Genomic DNA, 12,404 nt, shown 5'->3' with positions numbered 1-12,404 from the left:
CGCTGGCAGTAGTGGAGAAGTGAATGGCAACGCTCGAACTGCGTAACGTCAACAAGTCCTACGGCAGCGGCCTGGCGGACACCCTCAAGTGCATCGACCTGCAGATCGATGATGGCGAGTTCCTGATCCTGGTCGGCCCCTCGGGCTGCGGCAAATCCACCTTGATGAACTGCATCGCCGGGTTGGAGAACATCAGCCAGGGGGAGATCCTGGTCGACGGCGTGGACATCAGTGGCATGAGCCCCAAGGATCGCGACATCGCCATGGTGTTCCAGTCCTACGCGCTGTACCCGACCATGAGCGTGCGCGACAACATCGCCTTCGGCCTGAAGATGCGCAAGATGGCGCCAGCGGCCATAGACGAAGAAGTGACACGGGTGGCCAGGATGCTGCAGATCGAGCACCTGCTCAGCCGCAAGCCCGGCCAGCTTTCCGGTGGCCAGCAGCAGCGCGTGGCCATGGGCCGGGCGCTGGCGCGGCGGCCGAAGATCTACCTGTTCGACGAGCCGCTGTCGAACCTCGACGCCAAGTTGCGCGTGGAGATGCGCACCGAAATCAAGCTGATGCACCAGCGCCTGAAGACCACCACGGTGTACGTCACCCATGACCAGATCGAGGCCATGACCCTGGGTGACAAGGTGGCGGTGATGAAGGAGGGGGTGATCCAGCAGTTCGGCACGCCGCAGCAGATCTACAACGAGCCGGCCAACCTGTTCGTTGCCAGTTTCATGGGCTCGCCGCCGATGAACTTCGTGCCGGTGCAACTGCAGCAGCGTGACGGCCAGTTCTGGGCCCGCCTGGCGTCGTCGGTCGGGCATTGCGAGCTGCCGCTCGGGCAGTTGCCGGCGGGCAGTGAGCAGCGCCAGTTGCTACTCGGCATCCGCCCGGAGCAGGTGCAGCTCAGCGCCAGTGAAGCGCAAGGCGTGCTGGCGGCAGAGGTGGAAGTACTCGAGCCCACCGGCCCGGACACCCTGGTATTCGTCAGCGTCAACGACAGCAAGTTGTGCTGCCGCCTGGCCCCCGACCAGGCGCCGCCGGTTGGCCAGCGCCTGGAACTGCAGATCGATGCCGCGCGGGCCTTGCTCTTCGATGCCGAGACTGGTGAGCGCGTGCGCCCGCTGCAAGCACAGGCCGGCGCAGCCAGTGCAGCGAATGATCGTCACAAGGAGCCGGCTGCGTAGTCCTGATGCCGGTTTTGCAAAGCGGTAACAACAATAAAAACAGCAGGAGAGGATATGAAGCGAGCAACGGGTTTGGGCCTGGCCATGGCGCTGGGTTCCTTGGCACTGCCGATGACCGGCATGGCGTTGGAGTTCACCGGCTACGTGCGCAGTGGTGCCGGCACGGCCGATGGCAATGGCCGACAATCATGCTTCCAGTTGCCAGGGGCACAGTCCAAGTATCGCCTGGGCAACGAGTGCGAGCAGTACGCCGAGCTGGATCTGCGCCAGGATCTGTTTACCCTCGATGATGGCTCGGTGCTGAGCATTGAGGGCATGGCGCAGCTCTACAACCAATACGGCCATACGCCGAAATTCACCGGCGACTACGGCACCGCGCGGATGAACCAGATGTACGCCGAGTGGAGCAAGATGCCGGCGCTGGGTGGCGGTTCGCTGTGGGCCGGGCGGCGTTTCTACAAGCGTAACGACATCCACATCAGCGACTTCTACTACTGGAACCAGAGCGCCACCGGCTTCGGTATCGACGAGATGAAGATCGGTGATTACAAGTACAGCTATGTGTTCTCGCGCAAGGACAGCTATGACCAGAAGGAATACATCAACCGCCACGACTTCAACGTCGGCGGTTTCGTCACCAACCCGGGCGGCGAGGTCGAAGTGGGCGTCAGCTACATCGACAAGCCATCATCGGTGGATGACTCGCACAGCGGCTGGGCAGTGACCGGCCAGCACGTGCAGAAGAACTTCCTTGGCCTGGGCGGCGACAACAAGTTCGCCCTGCAATACGGCGAGGGCCCGGGCACGGGCCTGGGCTACACCGGCGACCCGACCCTGGATCGCAGCGCCAAGAGCTGGCGCATGGTCGAGTTCTTCGACTTTCAGATGACCCCGCGTCTCGGCGGCCAGGTGCAGTTGGTCTATCAGAAGGACAAGCGCTCCGACGGGGCGGATCAGAACTGGTTGTCGGTGGGTGGCCGCACCAGCTACGCCTTCACCGAACAGTTCAAGCTGGTGGGCGAGATCGGCCGCGACCAGGTCGATGCGCCCGGTGGCACGCGCAAGCTGACCAAGTTCACCATCGCGCCGACCTGGTCGCCCGCCGGCCCTGGCTTCTGGGCGCGCCCGGAGTTCCGCCTGTACTACACCTATGCCAGTTGGAACAAGGCCGCGCAGCAGGCGGCCAACCTGCTGGCCGAGGGCTCGGCCCTGTCCGACACCGGCGCCTTCGGCAGCTCGCGCAACGGCTCGAACTTCGGGGTGCAGGTGGAATATTGGTGGAAGTGAGCGGCAAGCCTCAAGCTGCAAGCAAGAGCAAGGGGCGGCTCCTCTTGCGGCTTGCAGCTTGAAGCTTGCGGCTGCTACATCGGTTCCTCGTCAGCCGGATAACGGCTGGCGTTGAGGCTTTCCTTGATCTTGCGCAGGTGCGGCTGGAAGTCCACGCCACGGCGCAGGGTCATGCCGGTGGCCAGTACGTCGAGCACGGTGAGCTGGATGATGCGCGAGGTCATCGGCATGTAGATGTCGGTGTCCTCGGGCAGCGGGATGTCCAGGCTCAGGCTGCTGGCCTGGGCCAGCGGCGAGCCGGCGGCGGTGAGGCCGAGCACCGAGGCGCCGTTTTCCCGCGCCAGGCGTGCCACCTCCACCAGCTCACGGGTGCGTCCGGTGTAGGAGATGATCACGAAGAGGTCGCCGGTGTGCGCCACCGAGGCCAGCATGCGCTGCATCAGCACGTCGGCATGAGCCGATACCGCCAGGTTGAAACGGAAGAACTTGTGCTGCGCGTCGAGCGCCACCGGGGCCGAGGCGCCGAGGCCGAAGAAGTGGATCTGCCGGGCCTGGATCAACATGTCCACGGCGCGGCTGATCAGGTTCGGATCGAGGCTCTGGCAGGCGCTGTCCAGCGAGGCAATGGCGCTGCCGAAGATCTTGCGCGTGTAAGCCTCGGGGCCGTCGTCGGCCTCCACCGCCTGGCTGACGTAGGCCGCGCCACTGGCCAGGCTCTGTGCCAATTGCATCTTCAACTCGGGGTAACCGTTGACGCCGAAGGAACGGCAGAAGCGGTTCACCGTGGGTTCGCTGACCTGAGCGGTCTGGGCCAGGGCGGCGATGCTCAGGCGGGTGGCCTGCTGCGGGTTGTGCAGTATCACTTCGGCGACCTTGCGTTCGGCCTTGTTCAGGCTTTCCAGGCGGCCCTGAATCTGCTCGAGAAGATTGCGCACGCGATCCATTGTTGTCCTTGTCAGATGAAATGCGGAGTCAATCCTAAGCCGGGGCTCGCTGGCTGGCTACCGCTACGCGATTTTCTGGTAAATGTTGTTTTTATTACTACATTGCGGTTGCAAGGCCCGGATTTAGCCGCTATCAATAACGCAACTTGATAGAAGAACAAAGATCATGCCTGTGATGCCCGTTGAACCCTGTACCTTTGCCCTGTTCGGCGCCCTGGGCGACCTGGCGCTGCGCAAGCTGTTCCCGGCGCTGTATCAGCTCGACCGTGCCGGCCTGCTGCATGCTGATACCCAGCTCCTGGCTCTGGCCCGTGAGACGGGCGATGCCGCCGTGCACCTGGGCGTGATCGAGCGTCACCTGCGCCGTTACCTGCCGGCCAACGAGCTGGATGAAGCCGTGCTGCAGCGCTTTCAGGCACGCCTGCGCTACCTGAGCATGGAATTCCTGCCGGCAGATGCGTATCCACAGCTTGCCGAGATGGTGGCGCGTGATTGCCCGTTGATTGCCTACTTCGCCACGCCTGCTTCGGTGTACGGCGGCATCTGCGCCAACCTGGCCGCCGTCGGTCTCGCCGCGAACACCCGGGTGGTGCTGGAAAAACCCATCGGCCATGACCTGCCATCCTCGCGCGCGGTCAACGATGCGGTGGCCGCCTACTTCCCGGAGAGCCAGGTCTATCGCATCGACCATTACCTGGGCAAGGAGACTGTGCAGAACCTGATCGCCCTGCGCTTCGCCAACAGCCTGTTCGAGACCCAGTGGAACCAGAACCACATCAGCCACGTGGAAATCACCGTGGCGGAGAAGGTCGGCATCGAGGGGCGCTGGGGCTATTTCGACAAGGCCGGGCAACTGCGCGACATGATCCAGAACCACCTGCTGCAACTGCTTTGCCTGATCGCCATGGACCCGCCGGGCGATCTCTCGGCCGACGCCATCCGCGACGAGAAGGTCAAGGTGCTGCGCGCACTGGAGCCGATTAGCGCCGAGCAGTTGTCGCAGCGCGTGGTGCGTGGCCAGTACGTGGCCGGCATCAGCGATGGCAAGCCGGTGCCGGGTTATCTGGAGGAGGAAAATGCCAACGCCCAGAGCAACACGGAGACCTTCGTCGCGCTACGTGCCGACATCCGCAACTGGCGCTGGGCGGGCGTGCCCTTCTACCTGCGCACCGGCAAGCGCATGGCGCAGAAGCTGTCGCAGATCGTCATTCACTTCAAGCAGCCGCCGCACTACATCTTCGCCCCCGAGCAGCGCCAGTTGATCGGCAACAAGCTGATCATCCGCCTGCAGCCGGACGAGAGCATCTCCCTGCAGGTGATGACCAAGGATCAGGGCCTGGACAAGGGCATGCAACTGCGCAGCGGCCCGCTGCAACTGAATTTCTCCGCCACCTACAAGAGCGCGCGGATTCCCGATGCCTACGAGCGGCTGTTGCTGGAAGTCATGCGGGGTAATCAGAACCTGTTCGTGCGCAAGGATGAAATCGAACATGCCTGGCACTGGTGCGATCAACTGATCGCCGGCTGGCAGAAACTCGGCGACTCACCCAAGCCTTACGTCGCCGGCACCTGGGGGCCAATGAGTTCCATTGCCCTGACCACTCGTGATGGATGGGCCTGGTATGGCGATCTCTGACCTGAAACTCCCTGCCGGCGTCGTGGCACAGGGCTTCGAGCGCCCGCAGCAACTGGCCAAGGCGCAGGCCGAACAGGTGGCTGCGGCCCTGCGCGAGGCAGTCGCCGAACGCGGGCATGCCACGTTGGTGGTGTCCGGCGGGCGCAGCCCGGTGGCTTTCTTCCAGGCGCTGTCGGCGCAGGCCCTGCCCTGGAGCAAGGTGCTGGTGAGCCTGGCCGACGAGCGCTGGGTGCCGGTCAGCCATGCAGACAGCAACGAGGCGCTGGTGCGCCGCCATCTGTTGCAAGGCTCGGCTGCCGAGGCGCAACTGCTCGGCCTCTACCGCAGTGCCGGCAGTCTGGAGCAGGCCGCCGAGCTAGCCGAGCAGGCCCTGCGCGAGCTGCCGCCGATCGACGTACTGGTATTGGGTATGGGCACCGACGGCCATACCGCTTCGCTGTTCCCTGGCAGCCCCAATCTGCCGCAGGCGTTGCAGGCTGATTGCCCGCGCCGCTGCCTGCCGATGCTGGCGCCGAGCGTGCCGCATCAGCGCCTGACCCTGACCCTGCCCGTGCTCAAGGCCGCGCGACTGCAAATCCTGGCGATAGAAGGCCAGGAAAAGCTGGCGGTACTGGAGCAGGCCTTGCAACAGCGCGATCTGCACAGCATGCCGATCAGCGCCTTCATCGACGCGCCCCTGAACATCTATTGGTGCCCGTAAGGAACGAATTTCATGACAGATGCCATCAGCCGCACGGTTCCCCGCATGGCCGAGAAGATCGCCAGCATCGACGCGCTCTGCGCCCGAGCACGGATCATGCCGGTGATCACCATTGCCCGCGAGGAGGACATCCTGCCGCTGGCCGACGCTCTGGATGCCGGTGGCCTGCAGGTGCTGGAAATCACCCTGCGCTCGCCTCACGGCCTGAGTGCCATCCGCCGCCTGCGCCAGGAGCGTCCGCACCTGTGCGTCGGCGCCGGCACGGTGCTGGATCGGCAGATGCTGGCGGCGGTGGAAGAGGCCGGCGCGCAGTTCGTGGTCAGCCCCGGCAGCTCCGACGAGCTGCTGCGCGCTGCCTTGGAAAGCCCGCTGCCGCTTCTGCCTGGCGTGGCCAGCGCTTCGGAAATCATGCTTGGCTATGCCCTGGGTTATCGTCGCTTCAAGCTGTTCCCGGCCGAGGTCTGTGGCGGTGTGGCCGCGCTCAAGGCCTTCGCCGGCCCCTTCGGTGACGTGCGTTTCTGCCCGACCGGCGGCGTCGGCCCGGCCAACCTGCGCAACTACATGGGCCTGCCCAACGTGATGTGCGTCGGCGGTAGCTGGATGCTGAACAGCGCACAGGGCTGGGATGCCGTGCGCCAGACCAGTGCCGAGGCGCTGGCGCTGCTGGATCGATAGCGCTGATGAGCCTGCGCATCAGCAAGGACACCCGTCTGTGCATGTCGTTGTCCGGGCGGCCGGGCAATTTCGGCACGCGCTTTCACAACTACCTGTATCAGGCCCTGGAGCTGGACTACCTGTACAAGGCCTTCACCACCAGGGATCTGCCGGCTGCGATCGGTGGCATCCGGGCTCTGGGCGTGCGTGGTTGTGCGGTATCGATGCCATTCAAGGAAGCCTGCATCCCCTATCTCGATGACCTGCACGACTCGGCGGCCACCTTGCAGTCGGTCAATACCATAGTCGCTGACGACGACCGGCTGACCGGTTACAACACCGATTACAGTGCCGTGGTGAAGTTGCTGGCGCAGCATGGTGTGCCGCGTGATATCCCCTATGCATTGCGCGGCAGCGGCGGCATGGCCAAGGCCGTGGGCTGCGCCTTGCGCGACAGCGGTTTTGTCCGCGGCTGCATCCTCGCCCGCAACGAACGCACGGGTAGAGCGCTGGCCGCCGAGTGTGGCGTGCCCTGGTACGAGAGCCTGGGCGGGCAGCCGGCCGGGCTGCTGGTCAATGTCACTCCGCTGGGCATGCGTGGTGACCAGGCTGAGCAACTGGCTTTCGACGAGGCCGCCGTCGCCGCTGCGCAATGGATCTTCGACGTGGTGGCCGTCCCCGTGGAAACGCCCTTGATCCGTTTGGCCCGGGCGCTGGGCAAGCCGGTCATCACCGGCGGCGAAGTCATCGTGCTGCAGGCGGTGGAGCAGTTCGTCCTCTATACCGGCGTGCGCCCCGATGCCGAGCTGATCGAGCGCGCCGCGCGTTTCGCGCTGAGCGATAACTGAAACCCTCTGCGTCGGCTGATGTGGCGATATGTCACTGCCTGACAGGGGCGATTCTGGGCAACACCCTTGCGATAATGAGAAGATATTGCAAATGAGTGAAGCGCACGAATCGTCGAGGTCGTAGATGGCATTTACCCGTAGACAGGTGCTGGCGGGGCTGGCTGGCCTGGGTGTGGTCGGCCTGGGTGCCGGTGGGGTGCGGTACTGGCTGGGGCGGCCGGAACATGTCGCCAGCCATGATTACGAGCTGATCGCTGCACCGCTGGATCTGGAACTGGTGCCTGGGCACCTGACGCCGGCCTGGGGCTATGGCGGGCAGGCGCCGGGTGTCGAGCTGCGCTGCCGCCAGGGTGAGCGTTTGCGGGTGCGCTTCATCAACAAGCTGGAGCAGCAGAGCACCATCCACTGGCATGGCATTCGTCTGCCATTGGCAATGGACGGTGTGCCCTACGTGTCGCAGGCGCCGGTGCTGCCAGGCGAATACTTCGACTACGACTTCATCTGCCCGGATGCCGGCAGCTACTGGTATCACCCCCATACCAGCAGCGCCGAGCAGCTCGGCCGTGGCCTGGTCGGCCCACTGATAGTCGAAGAACGCGAGCCCACGGGCTTCCTGCACGAGCGCACGCTGAGCCTGAAGACCTGGCATATCGACCAGCAAGGCGCCTTCACGCCCTTCACGGTGCCACGCCAGGCGGCGCGCGAAGGCACGCGCGGGCGGCTGGATACCATCAACGGCGTGCCCAAACCGACCCTGGAACTGCCGGCCGGACAGGTGGTGCGCCTGCGCCTGATCAACCTCGACAATACCGTCACCTACCGCCTCAACCTGCCGGACGGCGAGGCGCGCATCTATGCGTTGGATGGCAACCCGGTGCAGCCCAGGCCGCTGGGCAAGGAGTACTGGCTGGGGCCGGGCATGCGCCTGGATCTGGCCTTGAAGGTGCCGGCTGCCGGCCAGGAACTGTCCCTGCGCAACGGGCCGCTGCGCCTGGCGACCATCAAGAGCGTGGCCAGTAGCCAGGTGCCGGGTGACTGGCCGCCAGCGCTGCCGGCCAACCCGGTGGCCGAGCCGGACCTGGCCAAGGCCGAGACCCTGCGCTTCAACTTCGAGTGGGCGGCGGCGCTGGCCTCACCGGCCGATGAGGCGGCTGGGCGTTACAAGTACTGGCAGATCAACGGCCAGGCCTGGGACATCAACGACAAGACCTGCGCCGACCGCCCCATCGCCACGCTCAAGCGCGGTGGGCACTACATCTTCGTGCTGCGCAACATGGCTCAGTACCAGCATCCGATCCATCTGCACGGCATGTCGTTCAAGGTGCTCGACTCCGACCGCAAACGGATCATCCCTTACTTCACCGACACCTACCTGCTGGGCAAGAACGAGACGGCGCGCATCGCCTTGGTCGCCGATAACCCAGGGGTGTGGATGTTCCATTGCCACGTGATCGACCATATGGAAACGGGGCTGATGGCCGCCATCGAGGTGGCCTGAGGCCGTGTTGCTGGCCCGCGCACCGCGAACCTTGTGGTAAGGTGCGCGCCCCGTTCGCGGCCAGCCCCAGGTCGGTGGCGTGCGGGACGTCCTCCGGGCAGTCGCCGGGCGGGGCCTGGATGTCCGTTTCGTTTGCGCAATGCCCGTTCACCGTTCAGAACAAAGGCCGTGGCAGTTCGGTTCAGGCCCTCCTGATACGTTGATTTCGTTGTAGAGGTGTTGTGATGAGTGAAACGCAGATCCGCTCCGTGGCGGGGCAAGCCGGTGCCGAGCCGGTCGCCGCATCTGGGCTGGAGGTCAAGCGCCTGAGCTTCCTCGAAGCCGTGGCGATGATCGTGGGCACCAATATCGGTGCCGGTGTGCTGTCGATGGCCTATGCCAGTCGCAAGGCTGGTTTCGCGCCCCTGCTGCTCTGGTTGGCAGTGGCCGGCATCTTCACCACCATCACCATGCTCTACGTCTCCGAAACCGCGCTGCGCACCCGTGCGCACAGCCAGCTCAGTGGCCTGGCCAAGCGCTACGTCGGCTCGTTCGGTTCCTGGGCGATCTTCCTCTCGGTAGCGGTCAACAGCATCGGTGCGCTGATCGCCTACATGAGCGGCAGCGGCAAGATTCTCTCGGCGTTCCTCGGTATCAGTCCGGCGCTGGGCAGCCTGCTGTTCTTCGCTCCGGCGGCACTGGTGCTGTATCTGGGCCTGAGTGCCATCGGCAAGGGCGAGAAGTTCATCAGCATCGGCATGGTCAGCATGATCCTGATCCTGGTGGTCGCGACGCTGATCAACGAGAACACCGATGCGGCGCGCCTGCTCGACGGCGACTGGGTCTACATGGTGCCGGTGTTCAACATCGCCGTGTTCTGCTTCTCGGCGCAGTACATCGTGCCGGAAATGGCCCGTGGCTTCGCCGACCGCCCGCAACTGCTGCCGCGTGCGGTGATCACCGGTATGATCAGCACCTTCGTCCTGCTGGCCATCGTGCCGGCTTCGGTGATCGCCCTGACCGGCCTGGAGAATCAGTCCGAGGTGGCCACCCTGGCCTGGGGCGAGGCGCTGGGGCAGTGGGCGTTCTACACCGCCAACACCTTCGCCCTGTGCGCGATGATGACCTCGTACTGGGGCCTCGGCGGTAGCTTCCTGACCAACATCTTCGACAAGTTCCAGTCGCTTGGCGCCGAGTCGCAGCCCAAGACCCGTCTGATGGTGCTCGGCCTAGTGTGCGTGCCACCGTTCGTGCTGGCGTACAGCGGCATGGTCGGCTTCGTCAACGCGCTGTACTTCGCCGGTGCCTTCAGTGGTGTGATCCTCTCGATCATGCCGATCCTGATGCTGCGCCAGGCGCGCCGCAGTGGTGATCTGCAGCCGGCCTGGCAATGCGGCTGGATCGCTCATCCGGCGCTGCAGGTGATGATCGTGCTGATCTACCTGGCCAGCGCTGTGTACGCCGTGCTCAGTGCTCTGCAGCTATTGCCGTCCGGTTGGTAAGGCGGGGCTTTCTTTCCACGCCGTTGTCTGTACATTGCGCACAGGCAACGGCACCCGCCAGCGTTCTCGAAGCCACCTGACTGAGCCATGAACAGACCGCACATCATCGACCGATCCCTCGACGAGCCTTTCATGCAGGCGGCGCTGGCGCTGGCACGCCAGGGTGCCGAACTGGGCGAGGTGCCGGTGGGCGCGGTGCTGGTGCAGGAGGGTGAAATCATCGGCCGTGGCTTCAATTGTCCGATTTCGCGCCACGACCCCAGTGCCCATGCCGAGATGGTGGCCATCCGCGCGGCCGCAGAGCGCGTGCAGAACTACCGTCTGCCGGGCAGCACCCTGTATGTCACCCTGGAGCCGTGCAGCATGTGCGCCGGGCTGATCGTGCATGCACGTATCGCCCGTGTGGTGTTTGCCGCCAGCGAGCCGCGCGCGGGCATGGCGGTCAGTCAGGGGCGTTTCTTCGAGCAGGGCTTTCTCAATCACCGGGTGATGGTGGAGGGCGGGCTGCTGGCCGAGGAGAGTGGTGCGCTGCTCAAGGCGTTCTTCAAGGCGCGGCGCGGCTGAGCGCCGGCCCCTTCACAACGGCGGGGCGTCTTCGTCCGGCTTGCGCTTGTCGATGCCGGGCATGTGGATGCCACTCTCGGCGATTTCCGTGCCTTCCAGTTGCGGCTGGGTCACCCAGGTGAGGATGTCGTAGTAGCGACGGATGTTGCGCACGAAGTGCACCGGCTCACCGCCACGGGCATAGCCGTAACGGGTCTTGCTGTACCACTGCTTCTGCGCCAGGCGCGGCAGGATCTTCTGGACGTCGGCCCACTTGTCTGGATCCAGCCCTTCGGCTTCGGTCAGGCGGCGGGCGTCTTCCAGGTGACCACCGCCGACGTTGTAGGCGGCCAGGGCGAACCAGGTGCGATCCGGCTCGGCGATGCTCTCCGGCAGTTGTTCGTGCATCTTCAGGAAGTAGCGGGCGCCGCCGTCGATGCTCTGCTTGGGGTCGAGGCGGTTGGACACACCGACCGATTGCGCGGTGCGCTGGGTCAACATCATCAGGCCGCGCACGCCGGTCTTGGAGGTGGCGTTGGGTTGCCACAGCGATTCCTGGTAGCCGATGGCGGCCAGCAGGCGCCAATCCACCTGATGGCTGCGCGAGGCATGGCGGAACATTTGTTCGTAGCGTGGCAGACGCTGCTGCAGATGTTGGGCGAAGGTATAGGCACCGACATAACCCAGCACGTCGACATGGCCGTAGTAGCGTTCCTTGAGGCGCTGCAGGGTGCCGTTGCTCTCGGCGCGTTTGAGGAAGGCGTCGATTTCCTGCAGCAGGCTGTCGTCGTCCCCGGCGGCCACGGCCCAGCGCATGCGGTTGGTATCGCCGAGGTCGAAGGCGACGCGCACGTTGGGGAAGTACACCTGGTTCATCGCCAGTTCGTTGGAGTCCACCAGGGTCAGGTCGATCTGCCCTTCATCCACCATGCGCAACAGGTCGACCACCTCAACCGCGTCGGACACCTCGAACTGCAACTCCGGTAGTTGCTGCTTGAGCGCGGCCAGTTGTTCGGCGTGGCTGCTGCCGGCCATGACCATGATGCGCTTGCCGACCAGGTCTTCGGCCTTGGTCGGGCGAGTATCGCCTTGGCGATAGACGACCTGCGGGGTGACTTCCAGATAGGGGATGGAGAAGCGCACCTGGCGCTTGCGTTGCGGCGTGTCGATCAATCCGGCGGCGGCCAACACCGGGCCGTCCTTGCTGCCGAGGCTGGCAAACAGGCTGTCGAGGTTGTCGGCGGTTTCCACCTTCAGCTCCACGCCGAGATCCTTGGCGAAGCGCTTGGCCAGTTCGTACTCGAAGCCGGTGGCGCCGTTGCGATCCTGGAAGTAGGTCGATGGGCTGTTTCGGGTGACCACGCGCAGCTCACCCGCCGCCTTTACCTGCTCGAGTACGCTGGGCTTGTGATCTTCGCCACAGCCAGCAAGCATCAGGAGGGTTCCAATCGCCAACAGCCTTGTGGCGCAACGCATGCGTATCGCAGGTCGTGCAAACATCGGCGCAGTATACGCAAAGCGCAGGTCGTGCCATATCTCGACAGCGAGGCGCTTCTCTGCTAGTGCTCGCTTGTCTTCAAAGCTCCTGGCACGGGTGCTGTACGCGCGGCTTTAGGCTAGAATGCACGGCCT

At 64.6% G+C, this 12,404-nt stretch carries 11 protein-coding genes; 9 read left to right on the top strand and 2 right to left on the bottom strand.

Annotated features, from left to right (window positions below):
• The first annotated feature begins 23 nt into the window (after positions 1 to 23).
• Complete coding sequence (gene ugpC, locus PVE35_RS19230) at positions 24 to 1,181, top strand: sn-glycerol-3-phosphate ABC transporter ATP-binding protein UgpC (protein WP_268178727.1); 1,158 nt, start codon at positions 24 to 26, stop codon at positions 1,179 to 1,181.
• A 54-nt stretch (positions 1,182 to 1,235) separates the two neighbouring features.
• Positions 1,236 to 2,468, top strand: coding sequence for a carbohydrate porin (locus tag PVE35_RS19225; RefSeq protein ID WP_268178726.1), 1,233 nt, complete (start codon positions 1,236 to 1,238; stop codon positions 2,466 to 2,468).
• A gap of 74 nt (positions 2,469 to 2,542) precedes the next feature.
• On the opposite strand, the gene PVE35_RS19220 is transcribed toward PVE35_RS19225, so the two are convergent.
• Positions 2,543 to 3,403, bottom strand: coding sequence for a MurR/RpiR family transcriptional regulator (locus PVE35_RS19220; RefSeq protein ID WP_268178725.1), 861 nt, complete (start codon positions 3,401 to 3,403; stop codon positions 2,543 to 2,545).
• Between the two features lie 175 nt (positions 3,404 to 3,578).
• Between PVE35_RS19220 and zwf the strand changes: the two genes are divergently transcribed.
• The 7 genes from zwf (at position 3,579) to tadA (ending at position 10,793) form a co-directional block, all read left to right on the top strand.
• Positions 3,579 to 5,048 (top strand): glucose-6-phosphate dehydrogenase, encoded by a 1,470-nt coding sequence (gene zwf / locus PVE35_RS19215; RefSeq protein WP_277372700.1) that lies wholly within the window; start codon positions 3,579 to 3,581, stop codon positions 5,046 to 5,048.
• The gene (pgl, locus tag PVE35_RS19210; protein WP_277372699.1) at positions 5,035 to 5,748 is read left to right on the top strand and encodes a 6-phosphogluconolactonase; all 714 of its coding nucleotides are present in this window, start codon (positions 5,035 to 5,037) and stop codon (positions 5,746 to 5,748) included. The genes zwf and pgl overlap by 14 nt, the downstream gene beginning before the upstream one ends.
• A gap of 12 nt (positions 5,749 to 5,760) precedes the next feature.
• Complete coding sequence (locus PVE35_RS19205) at positions 5,761 to 6,423, top strand: bifunctional 4-hydroxy-2-oxoglutarate aldolase/2-dehydro-3-deoxy-phosphogluconate aldolase (RefSeq protein WP_277372698.1); 663 nt, start codon at positions 5,761 to 5,763, stop codon at positions 6,421 to 6,423.
• Between the two features lie 5 nt (positions 6,424 to 6,428).
• Positions 6,429 to 7,250: a shikimate 5-dehydrogenase gene (locus tag PVE35_RS19200; RefSeq protein WP_277372697.1), complete on the top strand. Its 822-nt coding sequence runs from the start codon at positions 6,429 to 6,431 to the stop codon at positions 7,248 to 7,250.
• Positions 7,251 to 7,374: 124 nt separating this feature from the next.
• Entirely contained in the window at positions 7,375 to 8,748 is a 1,374-nt protein-coding gene (locus tag PVE35_RS19195; protein ID WP_268178719.1) for a multicopper oxidase family protein, read from the top strand.
• Between the two features lie 224 nt (positions 8,749 to 8,972).
• The gene (locus PVE35_RS19190; protein ID WP_268178718.1) at positions 8,973 to 10,229 is read left to right on the top strand and encodes an amino acid permease; all 1,257 of its coding nucleotides are present in this window, start codon (positions 8,973 to 8,975) and stop codon (positions 10,227 to 10,229) included.
• Between the two features lie 87 nt (positions 10,230 to 10,316).
• Positions 10,317 to 10,793: a tRNA adenosine(34) deaminase TadA gene (gene tadA / locus PVE35_RS19185; protein ID WP_277372696.1), complete on the top strand. Its 477-nt coding sequence runs from the start codon at positions 10,317 to 10,319 to the stop codon at positions 10,791 to 10,793.
• A 12-nt stretch (positions 10,794 to 10,805) separates the two neighbouring features.
• On the opposite strand, the gene mltF is transcribed toward tadA, so the two are convergent.
• Entirely contained in the window at positions 10,806 to 12,272 is a 1,467-nt protein-coding gene (mltF, locus tag PVE35_RS19180; protein WP_268178715.1) for a membrane-bound lytic murein transglycosylase MltF, read from the bottom strand.
• Positions 12,273 to 12,404: the final 132 nt, after the last annotated feature.

It is taken from the genome of Pseudomonas sp. AA-38 (assembly GCF_029457475.1).
GTDB lineage: Bacteria > Pseudomonadota > Gammaproteobacteria > Pseudomonadales > Pseudomonadaceae > Aquipseudomonas.
This window is presented reverse-complemented; position numbering and strand designations above follow the sequence as displayed.